22 protein-coding genes and 1 pseudogene are annotated in these 22186 nt (G+C 51.9%); 8 read left to right on the forward strand and 15 right to left on the reverse strand.

The window, feature by feature from the left end; all coding sequences use genetic code 11:
• Positions 1-160 precede the first annotated feature (160 nt).
• The 3 genes from D0851_RS16835 to D0851_RS16845 are packed head-to-tail and all read left to right on the forward strand — an operon-like array spanning position 161 to position 1982.
• Positions 161-778, forward strand: coding sequence for a hypothetical protein (locus tag D0851_RS16835; protein WP_162893766.1), 618 nt, complete (start codon positions 161-163; stop codon positions 776-778).
• Entirely contained in the window at positions 778-1212 is a 435-nt protein-coding gene (locus D0851_RS16840) for a hypothetical protein (RefSeq protein WP_117619661.1), read from the forward strand. Before D0851_RS16835 ends, D0851_RS16840 begins: the two co-directional genes overlap by 1 nt.
• Positions 1209-1982 carry an ImmA/IrrE family metallo-endopeptidase gene (locus D0851_RS16845; protein WP_117619662.1) on the forward strand — a complete coding sequence of 258 codons (774 nt, stop codon included), beginning with the start codon at positions 1209-1211 and terminating at the stop codon, positions 1980-1982. The genes D0851_RS16840 and D0851_RS16845 overlap by 4 nt, the downstream gene beginning before the upstream one ends.
• Before the next feature lie 84 nt (positions 1983-2066).
• On the opposite strand, the gene D0851_RS16850 is transcribed toward D0851_RS16845, so the two are convergent.
• Both D0851_RS16850 and D0851_RS16855 read right to left on the reverse strand, forming a co-directional pair.
• Entirely contained in the window at positions 2067-2519 is a 453-nt protein-coding gene (locus D0851_RS16850) for a hypothetical protein (protein ID WP_162893767.1), read from the reverse strand.
• 444 nt (positions 2520-2963) lie between these two features.
• The gene (locus D0851_RS16855) at positions 2964-3908 is read right to left on the reverse strand and encodes an IS5 family transposase (RefSeq protein WP_117619664.1); all 945 of its coding nucleotides are present in this window, start codon (positions 3906-3908) and stop codon (positions 2964-2966) included.
• A gap of 338 nt (positions 3909-4246) precedes the next feature.
• Between D0851_RS16855 and D0851_RS16860 the strand changes: the two genes are divergently transcribed.
• Complete coding sequence (locus D0851_RS16860; RefSeq protein WP_117619665.1) at positions 4247-4816, forward strand: DNA-binding protein; 570 nt, start codon at positions 4247-4249, stop codon at positions 4814-4816.
• Between the two features lie 371 nt (positions 4817-5187).
• Positions 5188-5748 (forward strand): recombinase family protein, encoded by a 561-nt coding sequence (locus D0851_RS16865; protein ID WP_117619666.1) that lies wholly within the window; start codon positions 5188-5190, stop codon positions 5746-5748.
• A 151-nt stretch (positions 5749-5899) separates the two neighbouring features.
• Here the strand turns inward: D0851_RS16865 and D0851_RS16870 are convergent, their stop codons facing one another.
• The gene (locus tag D0851_RS16870; protein ID WP_162893768.1) at positions 5900-6487 is read right to left on the reverse strand and encodes a hypothetical protein; all 588 of its coding nucleotides are present in this window, start codon (positions 6485-6487) and stop codon (positions 5900-5902) included.
• A gap of 231 nt (positions 6488-6718) precedes the next feature.
• Here D0851_RS16870 and D0851_RS16875 point away from each other — a divergent pair, with 231 nt between their 5' ends.
• Positions 6719-6979, forward strand: coding sequence for a hypothetical protein (locus tag D0851_RS16875; protein ID WP_117619668.1), 261 nt, complete (start codon positions 6719-6721; stop codon positions 6977-6979).
• 165 nt (positions 6980-7144) lie between these two features.
• Here the strand turns inward: D0851_RS16875 and D0851_RS16880 are convergent, their stop codons facing one another.
• Both D0851_RS16880 and D0851_RS16885 read right to left on the reverse strand, forming a co-directional pair.
• Positions 7145-7813 (reverse strand): hypothetical protein, encoded by a 669-nt coding sequence (locus D0851_RS16880; protein ID WP_227539336.1) that lies wholly within the window; start codon positions 7811-7813, stop codon positions 7145-7147.
• Between the two features lie 7 nt (positions 7814-7820).
• A complete protein-coding gene (locus D0851_RS16885) occupies positions 7821-8027 on the reverse strand; it encodes a hypothetical protein (protein WP_117619670.1) in 207 nt (68 codons plus the stop codon).
• A 462-nt stretch (positions 8028-8489) separates the two neighbouring features.
• On the opposite strand from D0851_RS16885, the gene D0851_RS16890 reads away from it, so the two are divergent.
• Entirely contained in the window at positions 8490-11066 is a 2577-nt protein-coding gene (locus D0851_RS16890; protein WP_117619671.1) for an EAL domain-containing protein, read from the forward strand.
• Positions 11067-11313: 247 nt separating this feature from the next.
• On the opposite strand, the gene D0851_RS16895 is transcribed toward D0851_RS16890, so the two are convergent.
• The 10 genes and pseudogenes from D0851_RS16895 to merT form a co-directional block, all read right to left on the reverse strand.
• Positions 11314-11979 carry an SOS response-associated peptidase gene (locus tag D0851_RS16895; protein ID WP_117619672.1) on the reverse strand — a complete coding sequence of 222 codons (666 nt, stop codon included), beginning with the start codon at positions 11977-11979 and terminating at the stop codon, positions 11314-11316.
• Between the two features lie 108 nt (positions 11980-12087).
• Entirely contained in the window at positions 12088-13263 is a 1176-nt protein-coding gene (locus D0851_RS16900) for a DUF4113 domain-containing protein (protein WP_319922348.1), read from the reverse strand.
• 213 nt (positions 13264-13476) lie between these two features.
• Complete coding sequence (locus D0851_RS16905) at positions 13477-15624, reverse strand: P-loop NTPase fold protein (protein WP_117619674.1); 2148 nt, start codon at positions 15622-15624, stop codon at positions 13477-13479.
• A gap of 947 nt (positions 15625-16571) precedes the next feature.
• Positions 16572-17876 (reverse strand): annotated as a pseudogene (locus tag D0851_RS16915) (Glu/Leu/Phe/Val family dehydrogenase).
• A gap of 84 nt (positions 17877-17960) precedes the next feature.
• On the reverse strand, positions 17961-18383 hold the full coding sequence (locus tag D0851_RS16920) for a MerR family DNA-binding protein (RefSeq protein WP_117619675.1): 423 nt from the start codon (positions 18381-18383) through the stop codon (positions 17961-17963).
• 1 nt (position 18384) lies between these two features.
• On the reverse strand, positions 18385-19008 hold the full coding sequence (gene merB / locus D0851_RS16925) for an organomercurial lyase MerB (protein WP_117619676.1): 624 nt from the start codon (positions 19006-19008) through the stop codon (positions 18385-18387).
• A gap of 11 nt (positions 19009-19019) precedes the next feature.
• Positions 19020-20423, reverse strand: coding sequence for a mercury(II) reductase (gene merA, locus D0851_RS16930; protein ID WP_117619677.1), 1404 nt, complete (start codon positions 20421-20423; stop codon positions 19020-19022).
• On the reverse strand, positions 20420-20668 hold the full coding sequence (merF, locus tag D0851_RS16935) for a mercury resistance system transport protein MerF (RefSeq protein WP_085919224.1): 249 nt from the start codon (positions 20666-20668) through the stop codon (positions 20420-20422). Before merF ends, merA begins: the two co-directional genes overlap by 4 nt.
• 23 nt (positions 20669-20691) lie before the next feature.
• The gene (gene merP, locus D0851_RS16940; protein ID WP_117619678.1) at positions 20692-20967 is read right to left on the reverse strand and encodes a mercury resistance system periplasmic binding protein MerP; all 276 of its coding nucleotides are present in this window, start codon (positions 20965-20967) and stop codon (positions 20692-20694) included.
• Between the two features lie 37 nt (positions 20968-21004).
• Positions 21005-21367, reverse strand: a complete 363-nt coding sequence (gene merT, locus D0851_RS16945) for a mercuric ion transporter MerT (protein ID WP_117619679.1) — start codon at positions 21365-21367, stop codon at positions 21005-21007.
• A gap of 73 nt (positions 21368-21440) precedes the next feature.
• Here merT and merR point away from each other — a divergent pair, with 73 nt between their 5' ends.
• A complete protein-coding gene (merR, locus tag D0851_RS16950) occupies positions 21441-21890 on the forward strand; it encodes an Hg(II)-responsive transcriptional regulator (protein WP_117619680.1) in 450 nt (149 codons plus the stop codon).
• Positions 21891-22186 lie beyond the last annotated feature (296 nt).

A 22186-nucleotide genomic window follows, 5' to 3' on the forward strand; every position in this document is an offset into this window, starting at 1 on the left:
TGTCTGCTAGCTTGATCTGGGTTAACTTTGGTTAACCCAAATATTTCGTCGTTGGCATCAAGTGCCCTCAATAACCCATACTCTTCCCAAATAAAAAGTGCCGATCTTTCTCCACTTTTTTCTTAAGCGGAGTATTGCAGGACTAGGACGATTCGATTCTGTGACCAGTGAGATGTCCCAGCCGGCGCATTACACCTTTGCCGAAGTCCAGCAGTTGTTGGGAACACTTACGACTGCCGACATCGCTCGCCTATTACAGGCCTATCGCATTAGCGGATGCGACGCCCGCGCAGGCATGTCGTCGAATGATGTGCTTTCGGAAGTCGCGCAGGCGGTATTGACGATGGAGAGGGCCTGGCCGCGTCGTACAGAGACGATTCCATATTTGCTGATGACCGGTCGAAGCGTGATCTCAAACGAGGAGAAAAAGTACTCTCGCACCGAGAGTACTGATTCAACCCGAATTGAAACGGGTGATATCGCGCTTCAGAAACCGGAGCTTTCGGCAGATCACTCTATGCGGTCGCCGGAAATTCAGGTTGCGAAGGCACAAAAAAAGTCCACCATGAATGAGTGGATCGACAGAATACGCCAACTGTTTGTCGACGATGAAGACGCGAAATGTTTTCTTACTCAAAAATTGGCAGAGTTGAAAAAGGCAGCCATTCTTGTTGCCTGTAACTTCACCGACCAAGGTTACCGAGCAGTAGAAAAACGTATTAAAGATAAGGTACGGAAGAGGTTTCCCAAAGGCCTCCCTTGGTGGGAGATACAGTGATGAATTTTGAGCTTATAAAACAAATCAATGAATACGTGACCGAATCTCTATTGGAAGCCGAAGAGCAAGAAATTCTTTCTTGTATAGACTCCCCTGACTATCCCTCGAGTCAAGATATTAGTGAAGCTTCACAACTCATTCAGTCAGCGATTCAAGAAAGCAAACGTCGGCGCCTCGCAGAGAGGCAAGCAGCATTTGCTGCTCACCAAGCCAGCCATGCAGATTCTTCCGAGGGCAGCAGACGGAGAACGGCGTCGGAGATGGTCGCCGACATTGCCAAGGCACTTCAGAATAGGGATAACGTCCCGCAGGGGCTGCTTCTAGCCTTCAGGGAGCAACAAAACAATGCCACCGATGAGGATGTCGCAAGAATCTGGCGAGATTTGGTTGCACTGGGTCTGATTGAACCTGACGACACAGACTCCGACCGATGAAGTTTAAACGTGCTCCGGAACACATCCTCAGAGAGATCGGGATCGATAGCCCGGATGAGATTGATTTGGATTTAATCGCGTTTGATTTGAATGCAGTGGTTAAGCGGGACCGATTGCCAGGGTGTGAAGGACAGATCGTTGGTACAGACACTCGTGCAATTATTACGATTAACAATGAGTCTGCACCGCAGCGCCAGCGATTTTCTCTTGGGCATGAAATAGGTCATTGGATAAATGATCGTGGAAAGAATCTAAGCTACCGATGCACTGACTCCGATATGCGTCAGCACGCGATCTCGCGTCACAATTTCAAGCAGCAAAAAGAAGTTCGTGCAAATCGATTCTCCGCTGAGCTTTTGATGCCTGGTTATCTTTTAAAACGATATTTACCTGCAAGGGAAATCAGCGTGAGTACGGTTAATTACCTCTCTCAGCTATTTGACGTTTCGAGGACGAGCGCTTCGATACGATTAGTCGAGGTTTCCGATCTTCCATGCATGCTTGTTTGCTGGGATAAGCAAGGCAGACGAAAGTGGTTCTCTCGCAATCCCATCGTACCCGACTCGATCTGGCCTCACAGACAGATTCTAAGACCACATGAGGTTTTTGGAGAGTCTAACGCCCTGACCGTGGATGCGGATAGGTGGATCGACGGGGCCGCGGCTGCGAATTCCACTATCACTGAGAGCCAATACACGAATGGCTATGACCTGTTCTCTTTGATTTGGTGGCCGGATGAATCGGCTTTAAATCAGGAGCCTGACGAATAGCAACATGAGAACTCTTTAGACACCCGGACATTATGGGATGAGTGCCAAGATTTTCGTGGGGTATACGTTTAGGTCTAGGCCATATTAGCTCAAACATCGCATGCATAGGTCGTATCCAGACATAGCTGGCTTTCCGCAATGTGCGCATTGGTTATTTGGTTGTTGCCCGTAGGGCTTAGATGCTTTCAGCTTGGGTTGGGTTCCGCTTTCTGCGAGCTCAGCAGGGCCGGTGCTAGCTAGGGAATTTCTAAACTTCGCTAGTTTTGAAACTGGGTGGTACGCCCTTTCGATAGCCTCGGCAGAAAATTCTAAATCTTTCCCATTGGGACGTTTCTTGTTTTTCGTTTTTCTTTGTTTGCGTTTTGCCAGCCTTTTTTGTCGATTCGCCTTTTTCTTTTCGGCTTTCTCAAGTTGCTCCGAGAGTTTTTTGGACTCTACTTCCCGATCGTCAGCTTTCTTTGGCTTCCGGCCTTTGATCATCGGCTTGGGTACCGGACGTTCAAATAGTTTCGCTAGCTGCTCTTTGAAACTCTTCATCTTCCACGCACCCGAGAGAGTTTTTAGAAAATGGAGACCATTGCTTTGAGCGAAAGCATGTAAGGCCACCGCCTAAATCGTAGGAGATATTCCGGAAAACAGCCAGTAGCTTGTAAAGCGCTCATTACAATATTTCTTGTATGTCCTGCTTCCTCAGACTTTACCTCTATGGTAATTGCCGCGAGAGTGATCGTCTGCCAATCCAAGCCATCCTAAATAGGTTAATTTGACGCAGTAGAAAGGCCCGCTTTCCAATGGAAGCATGGATCTTTAAAAAAGGCTTACTAATGTTCGCTTTTGTTTAGGGAAGGTCTGAATAACCGCTGATTTTTGCCGATCTTGGTTTTAACCGGCAAAAAATCGAAGATTCAGACACTATTTCCATTTATTTGTGTGTTTTTTGCCCGTTTCCCGCCATTTTGGCGAAAAACAGGCGCACTGGCCCTACGCCAGCATGTATTTTTCACCGATCAGCAGGTTGCTGAACGCGGCCAGCAAATGCAGCCGGTTATTGTTCTTTGCAAGGCCGCGATAGCGGACCTTGCTATAACCGAAGACCTGCTTAATGTACCGGAAGGGATGCTCCACTTTGGCACGAACACTGGCTTTGATTTTCTCGGCTTTCAGCTTGTCGGCATCCAGCGTCTTCCGGGTGCCAGGTCGTTTGGCAATGAACCAGGAGACGTCTTCGCGGTGCTTATGCTCATCCCGATTTTGAATGCCAAGGTAACCGGCGTCGCCGAAGACTCGTTGTTCTTCTCCGTGCAGCAGCTTGTCGGTGGGCACGATGTCGTGAACATTAGCCGCGGTGGTATCGATGCTATGAATCAGTCCCAGCGTGTCATCGACACCAATGTGCATCTTCATGCCGAAGTGCCATTCGTTGCCCTTTCTGGTCTGGTGCATTTCTGGATCGCGCTTGCCGGTACTGTTCTTGGTCGAGCTGGGAGCAGAAATAATAGTGGCATCAACAATGCTGCCTTCGCGCAGCATCAGGCCATTTTTTTCCAGGTGTTTATTCACCTCTTTAAACAGTGCCTTGCCAAGACCGTGTTGCTCCAGGAAATGCCGGAAGTTAAGAATGGTGGTCTCGTCCGGCAATCGGTCCAGCTTCAGGCCGGCAAAGTGCCGCATGGATTCGATCTCGTACAGAGCGTCTTCCATGGCCGGGTCGCTGAGGTTATAGAACAACTGCATGCAGTGAACTCGCAGCATGGCAGACAGCGGATACGGAGGTCGTCCGTTCTGGCCCTTGGGGTAATAACGGGCTACCTTCTTCTCCAATTGCTTCCAGGGAATCAGCTTGTCCATCCGTTCCAGAAAGATCTCACGACGCGTTTTGCGCTTCTTGGTCTGGTACTCGGCTTCGGAGAACGTGATCTGATCCATGGTGGCAACGAATCCTATGTGGTTGGCGATGGCCGTATTATCGCTGATTTCGAGACTTATTCAGAGTCTCCTTAGGTATCGCCCGGGATGCGGGAGGTCGCAAACCGGACATTCATGTTGGACGATCACAGCCTTCTGATGAACCGCTGTTCGAGGCGGGGGAAGTCCAGTATAGCCCCGTCATTCCTCATCACCTCCACCGGTCACATCCAATCGGTAGCAACAAGTTTCCTGACACTCAAGTTACTTACTTTATTACTTACTTTATTACTTACTTTCTTTCTTTGTTCGTCTTTATGTTCTAATATTTAGTACCAGTCTGACATCAGGAAGTGGTTATGCGCCCAGTACAATATCCGAATGAAAAAATTATTGAGGCCGGCACGAGGATACAAGACGAAGGGCGAACGGTGACCGCTTTCGCGATTCGTAAAGCCATTGGAGGTGGGGATACCAAAAGGATCGCTCAAGTTTGGTATCAGCATGTGACCGAAGCGACCAATGATGAATCTCCAGTGCCAGACCTTCCGGTCGAAGTCGAGGAAGCGTTTGCTGCAGGTAGAGAACGCTTCGGGGACTATCTTCGGTCAATTGCAACGGAGATTAACAAAGTCTCTAATCGTGCGGCAGACCGCCGAGTGGCCGACATGACGCGAGATCTTGAGGCTGTAAAGAGGCAAGCGGATGCTGAAATGGCCGACTCTAGCGCTATGATCGAAGAGCTTGAGGATAAAAATAGGGATCTCGAAAACAAAGTCGATCAACTTGAGGAGGATCTGGGTATTGCCTGTCGGCATCGCGATGAGCACAAAGAAAGAGCGGACAAGGCCGAGGCAAAGCTTTCACAGTCAGGTGGCATGGAAGCTCTTCTAAAGCGTATCGAGAAGCTAGAGCACAGCAGTAAGTGAATCGAGTGGTCTCATAATAAAACGGAATTGTACTGTGACTTTTTCATGTCACTTTCCGTTTGCCGCATTGTAGGCCAGAGAACTCTAATTACGCATGCCCCGGTTTTAGGAGATGGTTACAGTGTACCTTGGTGCTCGTTAATTGTAGCCCAACCGCTCAAGATCGATTTTCTCCTGAGCACGAGCAAATTCTCTTTACTCGGCCCTCTCGTACTATATTACTTTGCAGTTCTTCTCATACTCGCTAATTCATACACAGAAAACGGTCGTTTGTTGGACGTCTTCACCACCCCCTCAAAAACCCCGCTTTTTACCTTGTTTAGCGATCAACAATCACGTACAACAATCTATGACTAGAAAAGGTGCCTTTTATGATCATAGGTTATGCGCGTGTTAGCACTCAGGATCAAAATTCCGAACTCCAGGTGGATGCCCTGGAAAAAGCAGGGGCTGAACAGGTCTTCCAGGAAAAGTTGACCGGCAAGCTCCGAGAACGACCTGTGTTGTCGCAGTGCTTGCGTACTCTGAGGAAGGGAGATGTTTTAGTTGTTTGGAAACTTGATCGGCTGGCCCGATCACTGAAAGACCTCGTGGAGATCGTCCAGGATCTTCATGGTCGCGAAATCGGTTTCAAATCACTGACGGAATCCATCGATACCACCAGTTCAGGCGGTCGCCTGGTGTTTCATATATTTGGTGCCTTGGCTGAGTTTGAACATGATCTGATTCGAGAGCGGACCATCGCTGGGCTGAAGGCGGCCCGGGCCCGAGGTCGAAAAGGCGGAAGAAAACCGGCGATGTCGGATGCCGACGTGAAGAAGGCGGCGGCCATGCTGTTAGACCCGAACATCACGAAAAAAGAAGTGGCTGAACATTTTGTCGTAGCCAGAACCACCCTGAATGCTTCGCTCAACCGCCTGAAAAAAGGGTAACCCTCCTCTTAATAAAGGTATAAGGCTCAAGACGGCGCCACTGGGGCCTTTACCTCGTAGATTCCTTGTTGATTACACTACCTATATCTCTCAACCTCCAACCTTGGTGTAGAGACCGGCGGGTTATGCTTCGGTCCTCGATGATTCGTGACTACTTTAGATACATCTGTTGGTAAAAAGGCAAGATAACGCTGCGGTGAAGCCGGAGGGGGGCGAAGCGGCAGAATTCCTTAATGGCCTGCTGGGTGCTTGCGCCGATCTCCTTAACCCGCAGCAAATGATCCGCGAACTCAATCAGCTCCTGACAGCGTTGTGTCTCGGCGGTTAGGGCGATCCAAGCAAACAGCTCCCTCTTACTGTCCCTCTCCTCTTGGGTGCTGGCAATCGCCCCCAGAATATTTTCAATCCGTTGGGTGGCGTAGTACATCTGAATATGCGCATACTCCTCGCTGCGCAGGAAACTATAGACCCTGGGACCTGCCTCTTCAGTATCCTCAAAGAAGTGGTCTCGGTAGAACGCCTCCTCCCGCTGGTACCAATCCAGCAGCTTCGGCGAAGGTTCGCGGAGGCCTTTACCGCTATCCTGCCAAAAAAAAGTAATGTGCTTCAGTTGGGTCTTACGAGCATCTAAATTGACGGGATCATCCCAGTAGCTGTAGGGAATGGGTTTCTCAAGGGCATCGGCAAGTGGGATTCCGGCGAGCCCCCACAACACCCCAGCAATCAGGTACCGTTTCATAATTTCTCCTACCTTATCTCGTTCCAGCATAGCCCGGCACGGCTTAACCTGCAGAATTCCATTGCTGATTTCCGGTATTTCCACCCATTCGCTGTCAACATTAAATACTCTGGGCGGAGCCGCGTTAGGTCTGGACAGTGCCCTTGCCGGTTGGGACGTTGTCGTTTACTTTTCTAATGACAACACTCGCCGATCCTAGCCGGGGCATTTTTAACGGGGAGAAACGCTTCAATGAATACCGCCGACTATAACTTCAGAGACCGGGAATTCATTCAGCTATATACCACCAATGGACAAGAACTCTATCTTCGCGCCGACACCGTCACAGCTTTTGAAGAAGTCGAAAGCAGTCAAAACGATATGTTGAAATCAGTGGTTTATATCGAGGGTTCGAGCCAAGGCTTCGAAGTCAAAGAATCCTGCGACGACATTCTTTACTATCTAAGCATTTGCCAACGGTGCCGAGAGCAAGGCCGAGAAAACGACCAGTAATCTCTCCTCACCGCCTACAAGCGTATTTGCGTTCCAACACGCCTGCTGCTGATCACCGACTGCGCATAAGAACCGAATTATGGTAAACCTGCGTTTCCGATCCGGGGCTTCTTTTGGGGAGTGTGAGCCGCTGGATGATAACTGCTAGCTTCAAGGTCAGGGAAATCACTCCTCAGCTTGGATATATTGCACGAGCATTCGACCAAGTGTCGTGACACTGAAGCGATTACCTTTCTGCTCGACAATCCCGAACCGCTGCAGAGTCTGCTTGTAGCTCTCCTGAAGCGCTGCCTTCGCCAATTGTTCCTGAGAAGCCCCCATTGTTTTGCTTACCGGCTCCAATATTTCTGGGTGCTGCTCCACCCATTCTTTATGGGGGCCATCTCCAAAGACCGGATTCATAGAATAGTAAATCAACCAAATGATCTCCGGATCTGTTAGTTCTCGGTAGATATTGAGCAATTTTCGGCTTTCTTCGTATCGCAACTCTTCGGTTGATAGGGCTCTAGCAACCAGGCGTCCAAGACGCTTTTTGCGGTCTGCAGATACTGCCCTGGATGCCTGAACGAAGCCTTCCTCCAAGAGGTCCAAACCTTCTTCGGTTTGAAGGTGTTGCTCAAAGGTATCCAGTCGCCCGTGAATGCTTGCGACTTCGGAGTCAAGCTGTTTCAAAAAGGCGACTATGCGGTCCAAACGCAAATCTGGAATGATGGTTGTCATCACTTCAGAAATGAGGGTTCCGACAACTGGAAGCGCGCCAGCAGCACTGTTGGCGATACTGACCAACCTATCCCGTGTATTGGAATCCAAAGTTTTCTGGTCGAGATTGCGCATAAATCTGTTATCGATTGTGACAAGCATTAGCGCAGAAGAAGCAGCCATCCACATTGTCATATTTTTGTCGAGCCGCTTCGAGAGCCTCCCTGCATGATGAGAACATGCCCAAATAGGTGCGATTCAGAATTTCAGGCATGAATTGGCAACCCTCTTTATGCACCTCATGCTCACCGGTATTTTGTGCATTGTCGTTTCCGTAATAGTGTTCCACTGAAGCCTCCTTGGCTTAACTGTCTCAATCCAGAATAGACAGCTTGCTACTATTTCGCCAGATTGGGGCCTGCGCCGGCGCGCAGCAGGCATCCACACGGTGATCCGAAGGACCGGATTCCATAAATTGTTGCTCTTATGGCCGCCAGTCTCAGGACGCCCACGCATTGCTCTCGCTAAATATGAAAGGAAAGCGATCACTCCCGATATATCCTAAGCGTTAACAAATAGTTACTTAAAAAATTGTCCATTTTGACATTTGCCGTCGATACTTCACTGAGTTCGAATTACGCTGCAATCTTGTGTCACCACGTATATTCATCGTCTTTCGCGGCATTCTCGACAAAAATAATCTTTATTCAGAGCGGGGATCGTCATCCAGTGATCAGCTCAGAGTTACTCTGGAGATTGCGCGTAAAGGGCATTCTGAGAAGAACCCCATCTGTCAGCAGAGCATGGCACCATGAGCGACATTGAATTTTCTGTGCTGGAAGCGCAGCAAAACATCCATGAGTTGATCGCCCAGCAACATCCGCTGGAGCAGACGCTGGACGCCATAGCTGACTGGGTCGGCAGCATGATGCCTGGCGCACTGGTTTCCATCATGCAGTTTCATCCCGCCTCCAACAGCCTCAGCCTGATGCCCAGTGACCGATTCTCGGATCGTTTTTACCAGGCCATGCAGGATATTCAGGTGGCTGAGAATATGGGTACTTGCGGTACTGCGGCCTTTACCCACCAACCGATAATCACAGACAACATTCAGAAGGATCGCCGCTGGACGGGCTTCCATGAGATTGCCGAGGCAGAGGGTGTTCGTGCCTGCTGGTCCATGCCGATTCTCACCTCGAAGAACGAGCTCCTGGGCACCTTTGCCACCTACTACCGCGCTCCAGCCACCCCAACTGCAGGTGCTCAGCGCAACCTGGCTCGGGGCGCTGTCCTGGTCGCCCTGGCCATTCTTCGACACCGGGATGCTGAGATCCATCGGACCCTCTCCGAATGGCACCGGACCCTGTTCGACAACCATCCAGACGGTGTATACACATTCGACCTCGATGGTCACTTCCAGAGCTGTAACGACGCACTGGAAGGAATTTCCGGCTATTCGGCGGATAGCGTGCATGGCCTTCACTTCAATCTTTTTATTGAACCTGATTACCGCGCAGAGGCCCAGGCGGCATTCAACAGAGCCCGAAACGGTGAAACCATCACCTACGAAACTATGGGCACTCACGCCTCCGGCCACCCCTACTTCCTGGAGGTTACCAACTTCCCGGTCACCATCCAGGGCGAGATCGTCGGCGTCTATGGTCTTTGCCGGGACATTTCCGATCGCAAACACCAGGATGCGGACCTGCATCTGCTCAAGCGCGGCATTGAAGCAAGCCCGAACGGTATGCTGATGGTGGACGCGCGAAGCCCAGACATGCCGGTGGTCTATGCTAACCCCGCGTTCACTGAAATGACCGGTTATGACCACCACGAAGTCATTGGGCGTAACTGCCGTTTTCTTCAGGGAGAAAACACCGCTCCGGAAGCGCTCGAAACCATACGGCGGGGGCTGCATGACCAAGCCGAGGTCAATGTCGAACTGATCAATTACCGAAAGGACGGTACGCCTTTCTGGAATCACCTTCGGATCAGCCCAGTGTTCGACCATGATGGCCTATGCACTCATTTTATTGGCACTCAGCAGGATATTACCTACCAACGGGAGCAGGAAGCCCAGATTACCTACCAAGCCACCCATGACCTACTCACTGGCTTGCCCAATGAAGCCTCGTTTCAAGAGACGCTGCGTGAGTCACTGATTATGGATGGTGGGGGTGGAGCGTTAGCTGCCCTGTATCTGGACCTGGACGGATTCAAGCCCATCAATGACGAACTGGGGCACCATGTCGGCAACCAGGTGCTCATAACCATTGCCCGGAGACTGGTAGACCTAACGGCACCTGAGGCGACCGTTGCCCGGTTGGTTGGGGATGAGTTTGGTGTGCTGCTACCTGGGTACACAAACCGCAAGGAGGTCGTTCAACTGGCCGAGCGCATACTGGTACACCTTGCACAGCCAATTGACCTGGACGGCCAGATGATTCAAATCAGTGCCAGTATCGGGATCGCCTGTAACTGCACGCCTCTGGACGCCCCCCATGGATTGCTCCAGTTTGCAGACATTGCCCGGGAGCGGGCCAAACGGCAGGGCAAAAACACCTGGCAATGGCACAGTGGCCAGAAAGCCGAGCGCAGCCGGCACAGCGTGAACCTGAGGCATGATCTTCACGCCGCGCTGAGGGAAAACCAGTTTGAGCTCCATTACCAGCCCCTTGTGGACGCTGTCACGGGACGCATGCGCAGTGTTGAAGCTTTGGTACGGTGGCATCACCCTGCCCGGGGCATGATCTCTCCCGGTGAATTCATTCCCTTGGCCGAGCAGACTGGCCAGATCGTGCCCCTCGGCCTCTGGGTCCTCAAACAGGCCTGCGTAGAAATAGCCGACTTCAATGCCCAGCGGGAAAGGGGACTGCGCGTTGCCGTCAACATTTCATCGCTCCAGTTTATCCGTGACGGCTTCCTGGATGACGTCCGCCGAGTACTTACAGAAACTGGCCTTCCGCCACAGCTGCTGGAACTGGAAGTGACCGAAAGTGTTTTGCTGGACGGGGCGAAGCCCGTGATCGAGTTGATGGAAACCCTGAAAACTCTGGGCGTACGTGTGGCACTGGATGATTTCGGGACCGGCTTTTCCAGCCTAAGCTATCTTCGGGATCTGCCCACTCACAAGGTAAAACTCGATCGAAGCTTTGTGGAGAAAACCACGACAGATCACCGGATAGCCGCCATCGTTCAGGGCGTGATTACCATGGCCCACCACATGGATATGATCGTGGTTGCGGAAGGGATAGAAACCCGAGAGCAGCAGGACGACCTGGCCCGCCGGCACTGCGATATCCTGCAAGGCTACTTGTTTGCCCGGCCAATGCCCCTGGCGGAATTGAAAAAGCTACCTGATGTCTTGCCGGTGGATCCTGCGACATGACGATACTGCCTATATGCCCGGCTCTAGCCAGACTGCGGCTGAAGCTTTATCCAGAACCCCCGGCCGACTTTGCTGCAGTCGTATAGGACAGGAAGGGAGTCGTGGGCGGGCGGAAAGAAGCGGCTACCCGCTACAACCGGGCTCTGCCAACTCTTGCTGCGCATAATCTGAGGTTATGTTCATTTGGAGGGGAGACCATTCGCAGTAGTATATACTACTGATCTCTTTGCTCTAAGTGGTCCCGACCTCAGTCCGCCTCCAGGATTTCCGCTTCTCCCGTTCGTCTCAAATCATTCGCGTTACTCACAGGCTCGCACACCAACCGCGCCGGGATATGGGGCTTCATCAGTTTCTGAAACGCATCGACTTGGTGGAACTCTGAATCCAACCAAAGATCAAAATCGTCCGACCGAAGCATCAGCGGAATGCTCTTTGGGTGAATGTGACTAAACCTGGGGTGCGGTGGAAGTGTAATGACCGTAAAAGAATTCACGGTTTCGTCTCCAAATTTCCAGGATTGCCACAACCCGGCTAAGGCCGCCGCCTCGTTTTCCGGGTGGATGTTGTAGACCTGCTTGCCCTTCCATTCATGGAACGCACTCACCGGGAGAATACAGCGTTTGGATGGATACGCTTTTTTCCAGAGCGGGCTGCTGGTCAGCCTGTCACTTCGGGCGTTGAAGGTCTGAAATTTTGGATTCGGTCGATAGCCGTTCCCCGTGGGCCGAGGCTCAATCAATAAAGACCAGATGCCCCTTAAAAGACGGCGATTGCCGGCGGCTTCAATGACGAACTCACCGACGCCCCCGGGCGGCACGTTCAACTGCGGGGTCGGCACTGTTCCTGGCAGCTTCAGTTGGCCCATCAGAACCCGGATCTCTGGAGAATCGGTGACGTTGTATCGACCACACATGTACGCCTCTCCCTGAATGTTTATTGACTGATCTACCACAACAATAAATGATTTCAGGACCGACCGCTCAGTTACTAGCTGATGCTCGACGTTTAAAGGTTGCCGATGTCACCTGACTCCAGGGAGCGCGTTCCAGTCTGTTGTGTACGCTGGCGATAAATACCCTCTTCGCATGGTATGCGCGGCTGGGCCAGCCGCTCTTGCCATAAAAACAGTGGCCCGGGATCTTCGGTTGATTTCATCCATGACCGTCATCAGCCTCTCGGACTTGCCACTATCAACATTATCGGTAGTGGCTGACTCAAACAGATCCTCTTGCAGCCCCGTGGCATCCACCAGCTCACTCAGCAATACTCCAGCCTTTGCGTAGTTGTACCCGGACCGATATATGGATCGAAGCTGGGTTAGTGTTCTCTGAACAATCACGCGGGAATCCTGTGTTGGATTCACCAACCTGACGGATATGCTTCTGGAATACTGAGGTTCGCCGGGGCGGAACGGGTTGGTCCGGATGAACACCATCAGCTCACCCGCATACTGCTGGCCTTTCCGGAGTTTTTCAGCGGCTCGGGTGGCGTACTGCGCCACGGCGGCTTCGAGGTCCGGCAGTGTCCGAATTGGCTGGCCGAAGGATCGAGAGAACATGATCTGCTTCTTCGGCGCGGGTGCATCCTCCCAGACAAGGCAGGAAATGCCGTTCAGTTCACGGGCGGTTCGTTCCAGCACCACGGAGAAGCGTTTGCGCAGCGTCACCAGGTCGGTATCAGCCAACTGCAGAGCCGTTGTAAAGCCCATAGCCTGCAGTTTGGCCGAAAGCTTGCGCCCTACACCCCATACCTCCTCAATGGGCACATGGGCCATCAGACGCCGTTGTCGAGCCGGGTCCGTCAGATCAACAACGCCACCCGTCGCTGGATATTTCTTGGCAGCGTAATTGGCGATCTTGGCCAGCGTCCGGGTCGGCGCAATGCCAACACAAACAGGAAGCCCGACGTTCCGATATACGGCATCCTTCACCTGCCGGCCAAACGCCTCAAAAGATACCACTCGCTCAATTCCGGTGAGATCTAGAAACGCTTCATCGATGGAGTAGATATCAACTCGTGGCGCCATGGCTTCCAGGTTGGTCATAACCCGTCGGCTCATATCACCGTAGAACGCGTAATTGGAAGAGAAAACCTGGATGCGGTGGTGGCGGATTTCCCTTTTGATCAGATGGGCGGGCACGCCCATTTTATTAGTACTGTAGTTACATGTAACAAACTTATAAGTGATTGAAAAGATTCAAAAGAGTCGAGGTTACACTTTTCCCGGTTTTCACTCTGATAATGTGACAATATTGTGGCCGGTTCTGGCCGTAGATTACCTGCATAATTCGGCAGTTAAGGTCGCAAAGCGAACATTCGAGCAGATCGATTAAGAACCGGACCAGGAACTGCTTGAGGCGAAGTACAGTCACTACCAGCCGAATGTATTTCTGCTCGATTACTAATAATATTAGAATTTTTCACCCTTAGAGGCGTCGTTAAGGTAATACTTATCACCTGTCGAAATACTTCTGTAAACAGCTTGCAGATATGTCGAAAGATTATCTGTCGAGCTTTTCAGTTCATTGTCAGCTAGCTTTTTAAGAAGTTGATAATCCAATAGCTCAGACAGTGATTCTTCAGATATTTCCGCATACGGACCGTTCGTTGAATCACTGCCACACCGGCCTATAAGCTTCGCGACCTTTTCTAGGCCTGATTCTTCACTTAGCCACCGGCTGAAAACTTGCTTGGCTTTCTCTTTAGACGCGCGATAAAAAACAAAATAAATATGTGAAGCATGAACAGAGTCTACAAGATTTCCTTCCAATAATTCACTCATTACCAAGCCAGACCAGAGCTCGATATATTCTTCGCTCTTCTCTTTTGGCAACCACTGCTCTTGCTTAAATCGCGGGTCGTCTGTTTCTATCCTTCCTATCTGCAACAACAAGCGACGCGTTATATCTGCTGTAATCGGAAGTGCTTTTTGCTCTTCAAGAAGCCCGAAAAGAAAACTTTCTTTTTTATCTGAATTCTCAATAATTGAAAACGTCAACCACATAATGCTTCGATAAAGATCAAACTTAAAAAAACCATGAAACTCGTCTTCGTGTCTTTTAATATAATCCGAATCAAAAAAGACATAGTACATCGCCTTCAAAGAATGAAACGCGTCCTCTTGGCTTGCCTTTTCTATATTCTGTTGCAGAAGCTCGAATAACCTCTCCACAAATTCTTCATCAATTGCTTTCTTCAAATACTCTTCACGATCAATAGTTCCGCTTAGAAACGAAACTATCTCCGTATCTGACACTGAACCAGGTGGAACCTGATAATGAAGGGCCGTATACAAACGTTTCTCCGACGCTACCCGTCCACATTTATCGTAATCGGAGCCGTACATTGAATAAGCGGTATCATCGAGAAGAGGAAACAATTCTTTTAATATCCCTCCTATATAGATAGAATCTTTTTCAGAACACTTCGCGAGAACGGCTTCTCTTTTTCCTTTATTTATTTCTATAACCTCTTCCCGCTTTTCAAAAGAAATATCGTCATCAAATTTTCGGCCGACATACAATTCGGGGGAGTCTTTAATTGATTGATATATTTCGTGGCTCTTTATGGCCAAAATAGATAGGCAGTACAAGTCTGTGAAGCAAACCTTACCCTCGGTCTGAGCAAGCACAAATCGTAAATGATTGAAAATCCTTTTTAGCTCACGAGGGCTTCTTATAAGATGTTTTGCATAACGATGATATAAATAACTCAATCTTTCCTGGTCGCGCTCAAAGCTATCTGTTAAAGATTTTTCCGATAAATTTTGGAGCTCGATATTGGCTAGATTCTGAAGATCACGATGGGCTATAATAGGCAAAGGAATTCTTAGCTGAACTACTTTATCTATATATTGACTTGATTTGTCAATACCCTGCTTTTCAAGCGATCTTGCGAGATAAGTCGGGTCAAATGACAATAAAAAGGATGTACCCGGAAAATCGGCTACGGCCTTTACCAGCCTAATCACTTGGAATGCTTCATCTGGAGTCAATCGGTCAATGTCGTCAATAACAACGACTATTGATACTCCCAGATTTTCTAGAATAGAGTTTATCTTTTTCTTTCTCCCAAGCAGATCAAGTTCTCTTAATTTACTAATCTTTTTAGTGGCGCCACCAACCGCACCGAAAACCCCTTGAACTGTTGAAGCCCATGGTTCCACTCCAGGAATGAATTTCATGGCGTTAAATAGCTTTGAGTACGCCAATAACTCCCTAGAGGCCTTTAATCCTTCTTTTGGCCTATCTGGTATATTGAGTTGCGCGGAAAACTGAACCAAAAAATCTTGTACTAAGGCCTCTGCTTTCCCCGCCAACCATGGATTATACTCCACTATTACAGGACTATTTTCCTGTTGTGATAAAGTTCTTTTAACGAGATTAATTACAGAGGTTTTTCCATAGCCCCAATCGCCTTCAAGAGATACTGTCATACAGTCATCAGTGGGTGCTACGAGAAGTATTTTTGCCAAACGCTCAGAAAATTCCTTTCTACTCAAAAGGTCAGGATTTTCCTCTTCGCCGCTAATCGGCTGATCATTATGGTAACTTCCCATGAACTTATTTTCCCTTTCTATTCTTTACTTCTAGGACGAAAAGTGGCTTTGACTTGAACGAGCCTTGCGCCATGGATAAGCCGCCTCTTTGGGGCGCCGCCACCAAACTGTGGACTTCCAGAATAAATTAGACACGCCCCGTCAGAACCCTATCGGTGCCCTACCAACCAAGGCCACTGTGCAACCATACCATGGCCCTGAATCCAACAATGGGACGTTGGGTCTTCTTTCCTATAATTATCTTCGCCATCGCCATTTCCTTCAGAGGAGTGATCGATTCGAGCCTATTTAATTGGCGCATGTCCATTATTGGCCACGACGAAATTCGAACGCCCGAAATAAACCCGATATCAGCGGTGTTCGCCGAATCGGAATAATTATTCCACTTATCGTTAGTCAATCCGCTTAAGCGCTTCGCCAATCGTCAAAATTTAATCGAAAGCCGATTCTAAGCTGAGAGCTGCAAATATTCACTTTTGTTTAAGCTCCGGCACTCATTCAGAAAAGACGGTATCCATCCAGCCTCGGATGAGGAGGGCTGAAGATTATACTGTTTCACAACACGGAGAAATCTCGCCACATAACCACACTGGGCTGACGGTGGCAGCCATTCGTCCGGGCCCTTGGCGCCTTTGCTGCGATTCAAGCCCAGTTATACGAAGTAGGCATAACTGATTTTTGTTGTTAATTTTTCTCGAACCTCTGAAATCCATGCACTGCTCAGCTTTTTTACAGCAACATTTTTTTGCAACGTTATTTCGACCATCATTGATTCTTAGTTTCAACTCAGCCCGCAACATTTGTTCGTGCGCTCCACGAGACAAATCTAGGGTTGGCATAACGGCTGTGAGCGTAGACAGGACAATGCCAGAGAGAGAAGAGTTCAGTTCAGACATGAAGTGGGCACCCCAGCAGTAAGGGGATGACCGCCACCGTCGCTTTTCACCTCACCCAAGTTGGTCATTGAAATAGCCTTGAGTGCCCTGTTGAGCCATGGCATCCACAATCCGCCCGACACCCTGGATATAGGCGGCTGTGCGCAAGGGTATGGCTTTCTCCTCCGCCAGGTTGAAACAGGCATTCGCTTCACGCTCAAGACGCTGCCTGAGTTGCTTTTCCACGGCTTCGCCTGACCAGTAATCGCCCATCCGGTTCTGAACCCATTCCAGATGGCTGACTATCACGCCGCCGGCGTTGGCGATGATGTCCGGGATCACCGGGATATTACGATCCTTCAGGACGCGGTCACCGTCGCTGCTGACGGGGCCGTTAGCGATCTCCACGATCATCCTGGCCCGGACCCGATCTGCGTTGGCGTCCGTTATCTGGTTTTCCAGTGCGGCCAACACCAGAACATCGACGTCCAGTTCCAGCAATTCGTCGCCGCTAAGGGACTGCGTGTCCGCGAGGTCACACACGGAATCGTCGCATTAGACCATGCCCTTGAGTTCGCGGGTACGGTTTTTGTGACGCAGGATGGGCGAAGGATCCAACCCCTCATCACTGTAGATGCCACCCTGGGAGTCAGACAATGCGACAATATTATAACCGACATCGTGCGCCAGGCGCGCAAAATGCTGGCCGGCGTTACCGAACCCCTGGACAGCCACTGTCAGATCTTCCGGTTTCTGGTGCTGCCGTTTTACCCACAAGTCCAACACCTGCAACGCACCTGCACCAGTGGCTTCCTCACGACCAATGGAGCCCCCTAGTCCCAGGGGCTTACCAGTAATGACGCCGGGCACGTGCCGACGTTCGATCTGGGCGTATTCATCCACCATCCAGCCCATGATTATGGCGTTAGTGTTGACGTCGGGGGCCGGAATATCGCGTTCAGGGCCGATCACATCGTGAAAGGCACGGATATAGCTGCGGGACAATCGCTCCAGCTCCAGGCGGGAGAGGGTCTTCGGATCGACACAGATACCCCCTTTGGCACCACCAAACGGCAGGTCGACCGCAGCGCACTTCAACGTCATCCAGAAACTCAGTGTCGCGACCTCATCCTCGGTGACATCGGGGTGGAAGCGAATGCCGCCCTTGGTGGGGCCACGGGTATCGTCGTACTGCACGCGCCAGGCAGGAAAAACTCGCAGCGAGCCATCATCCATGCGCACCGACAAACTGGCCTGATGGATGCGTTTAGGTTGCCCCAGGCGGTGGCGACTATCGTCAGCCACCTCCAGCCACTCGTAAATGTCAGCCATTCGGGATTGGGCATCTTCGAGTAAGTGATGGGTATTACTGCTCATGGTTACCTCAATATCTCGATAGGGAAAGTAAGGTGTAGACAGCCGTGTCTTTTCTCTGGACACCGCTCCGGTGTAGGCGTTCACTTATGGCGAAATTGAATCGCTTAACCCGGCTCCACGCTCTGCCTTTGTCAACACTTGGGTACAGCGATTCAGCGCCGCCCTCTTAACGGCAAGAGTATCCTGTATTTGCCGCTTGGCTGTGCGGCACTGCTGCTCATCCCCGTTGTCGAGCGCATGAACAAACTCGGCGATTTCCGGGAGCCCCAGGCCTGCCTCACGACAAGCCCCAATGAACTTCAGCCGTTCCAGACAGCGGTAATCAAACAAGCGAAAGCCCCCCGAGGTTTTTCCGCAGGCCTGCACCAGTCGCATATCCAGGTACGTCCGAATTTGCGGCACCGACAGACCACAGCAACGGGCCGCCTGGGAAATGACATACCCTTGGCTTTGTGTTTCCGGTCCGCGTTCAACGTCAGGTTCTGCTCTTAGAGTATTCACCGTCATGTCAGTCACTCTCCGCTTTGTCGAGCAATTGCCGGGCAATGGCCTGACCCAGTTCGAAACCTTCCTGAACAGTCACAATGCTTGCGTGCGGTTTGTCCCCGGACCACGCTTCCCCGGCAGATCGAGAAGCAAAAAAGTGGACATCGCAACAGAAGGCACTGCGAATGTCGCCGTCCGTGGCCACGGAAACCAGCGAGAGAACCGCGTCCTCTGGCTGGAGCGAAAGCACTTCCTGTGGCGTGACCGTCAAGGTGACCGGCTTGTGGGTGTGGGGACAACGCGACCGAACCTGTGCGGGTTCGCCAATGACAGCCGGAAACATCAAGGCGTCGAGTGCACACCAGGTGTAGAGCGGCTGATCGTTTACCACAAACGCATGCGGCGTTTCACGCAGGGTGATGCCTGAGCCGACCAGCCGTCCCTGACCGTCATACTCGACGGTTCCGCAAGGCAGCTGTTCCAGCACCTGCACCACCTGGTCCGTCGTCCAGTTGAGCGACGCTGCAAGCCGCTCAAGAGTGACCGGACGACCCTGGACCAGCTCACGCAATAGCGCCACATGAAGCGTGGCCTCCGCTTCTCCGGTCAGGCCCAGCCGATTTACGATTTCACGCACATCATTCATGGGGCCTTGCCTTATCCCGCGCAGCAGGATAATTGTTTGACATCCTTGGTAAAGGTTTGAGCGCACAGCTTCAGACCCTCAACCATCGTCAGGTACGGGAACAGCTCATCGGCAATCTCGTTGACGGTCATGCCCGCGCGTATGGCCATCACGGCGGTCTGGATCAGTTCGCCGGCCTCACCCGCCACGGACTGCACACCCAGTAACCGCCCGCTTTCACGTTCCGCGACCATTTTAATGAAGCCTCCGGTATCAAAGTTGACCAAAGCCCGTGGCACGTTGTCGAGGGTCAGGGTACGGCTGTCGGTGACGTAGCCTCTTGCCTCGGCGTCGGCCTCGGACAAACCGACAGTCGCGATCTGCGGCTCGGTAAAGACCACCTCCGGCATGGCACTGAGATCCAGGCGGGCATCGCCGTCGGTCATATTGATCGCGGCCCGGCTACCACCTGCGGCCGCCACATAGACGAACTGGGGCTGATTGGTACAGTCGCCGGAAGCGTAAATGCCCGGCACCCGGGTCTGGAGTTGCTCATCGACGACAATGGACCCGCGATCCGTCTCGACACCGACCGCTTCCAGATTCAGCCTGTCTGTGTTCGGTGTGCGTCCCACGGCCACCAGCAGCCGATCGGAGCGCAGTTCCCCTGCGTTCGTGTCGAGCACGAATTCCTCGTTGGTATAACTGATCTGGCTCGCCTGGGTGTCATTCAGAACCTTGATACCCTCGGTTTTGAACGCAGTTTCAATGGCCTCGCCCACGGCCGGGTCCTCCCGGGAAAATAGCCGGCTGCGTGCCAGAATGGTCACCTCGCTGCCCAGTCGGGCAAACGCCTGTGCCAGTTCCACTGCCACGACAGACGCCCCGATGACAATCAGCCGGTCCGGAATGGTGTCGCTGGCCAGTGCCGTGGTGGACGTCCAGTACGGCGTATCGGACAGGCCCGGAACCGGTGGGATGGTAGGCCGCGCACCGGTACCAATGAACGCTCTGTCAAAGCGTACCTCGCGCTCCGTACCGTCGGCTCGCGTCACTGTCAGCGTATTGGCGTCGGTAAAACGGGCCTCACCCCGCACGACAGTAATCGCCGAATTGTCTTCGAGAATGCCCTCATACTTGTCGCGACGAAGCTCATCGACCCGGGCCTGTTGCTGGGCCAGCAACCGGGGCCGGTCAATGGACGGCTCGCTTGCCTCGATACCCTCGTCGAACGGACTGGTGCGGCGCATATGAGCCACGTTTGCAGCCCGGATCATGATTTTCGAGGGCACACAGCCGATATTGACGCAGGTGCCACCGAGGGTGCCGCGCTCGATCAGGGTGACCCGTGCTCCGCGTTCCGTTGACTTCAGGGCGGCGGCCATGGCAGCGCCGCCACTGCCAATCACGGCAATATGCAGGTTGTCGTTACTCATTCATGTGACTCCTTGGTAGATGGGCTATCGCAGCAGGCGTCGTATTTCTTTTTACGCCATACGGCGTAGCAGGTCAGGCCGATAAAAATGGCGAGCGCCGGCAACAGCACGTAATCCAGGTAGCCGGTCAGCGCTGCCAGACCAACGGATCCGAGTAAAACCACCAGAATCGGCGTGAAGCAGCACAGCGCGACCACGACAGTGCCAATAGCACTCGCTCGCAACAGCGTCTTGGGATCTTTCATGGTTACTCCTTGGTCGTCCCGGTTTATTTCAGGGTGGACGGATAACCCGCATTGGTGGTGGCCTGAGTCAGCGCCTCAACGGAGGTTTTCTCATCGTCAAAGGTCACCGTCGCATCCCGTTCCTCATATCGGACATCCACAGCACTTACGCCGTCGACCCGCTTCAGGGCGGCTTTGACGGTAATCGGGCAGGCCGCACAGGTCATGCCTGGAACGGACAAGGTCACCGTTTGTTGTGCCGCCAGGGTAGGCAGGCTGAACAGCGTAAACAGTACGGCGGTGATTAGGGACTTTTTCATGGTGTGGTGCCTCTCAGTAAATAGGTTGGATCAGGTTTCAGTAAAACAGCGGTAAGACGAAAGGGAACGCCAGCGCGGTCAGTATCAGCAGCGCGACGATCCAGAAGGTGATCTTGTAAGCAGTGCGCACTTGCGGTACCGCGCAGACTTCGCCCGGTTCGCAGTCCTGCGCGGGCCGGTATATCCGACGCCAGGCAAAGACCATCGCCAACAGAGCAGCACCAATAAACCACGGCCGGTAAGGCTCCAGAGCGGCAAGGTTGCCGATCCAGGCACCGGAAACACCAAGGGCGATCAGGACCAGGGGGCCAAGACAGCAGGCCGATGCGAGCACTGCTGCGACCCCGCCTGCGATTAATGACCCGCGACCGGATTTGGACTCTGATTTCAACTCTGACATTGTGATTGCACCTTTTATGGCCTTGTTCGATAAGCTAAGCTTAAAGCCGTAGTCAACTACGGAGTCAAGGCAAATGTCGGATGAAATGAACTCATTGACCATCGGGGGGCTGGCTAAGGCGGCGAACGTCTCAGTTGAGACCATCCGCTACTACCAGCGACGTGGGTTGATACCGGAGCCCCAGCGTCCTCTCGGGGGTATTCGACGCTACGCTCCCAGCGATATCAGCAGGTTGAGCTTTGTGAAAACTTCGCAGCAGTTAGGCTTCAGTCTCGATGAGATCAGCGACCTGCTCCGGCTCGAAGACGGCACCCACTGCCAGGAAGCCAGTGTTCTGGCCGAGCATAAGTTGCGGGACGTGCGCGAAAAGATCGACAGGCTGAAGAAAGTCGAGTTGGTTCTGGGCGAAATGGTTGACCGATGCCACGCCCAACAAGGCAATATTACCTGCCCGCTGATTGGGTCATTGCATGAAGGGATCAGGGGGCATATAACCCAGAGGGACGAGCAATCTGCCCAGTAATATTTGGCTTCGGGCCGGTGTTGATCTCGGTTAGCCCTGTGTCCACTCGGCCCCGTACCAAGGTACAGACGTTAATCTGGCAATAGAGATGGCAAGGGTGCCGCCCCACCCGCGCTCCCAGTGACCTTAGCATTCAGAAGTTAATAGAATCGTGGAGCTAGTGCCGACGACCCGGTCAACGAGACCAATAGATACACAGGGTACCACTTGCTTTGAACGCGATTTCAGATCTTCCGAGTAGATTGTCTGGCTCCCACTCGAAAAGTTCGTCTGGGTGCAAATTATCGATAACGTAA

This window comes from Marinobacter sp. Arc7-DN-1 (assembly GCF_003441595.1).
In the GTDB taxonomy this organism is placed as follows: Bacteria; Pseudomonadota; Gammaproteobacteria; order Pseudomonadales; family Oleiphilaceae; genus Marinobacter; species Marinobacter metalliresistant.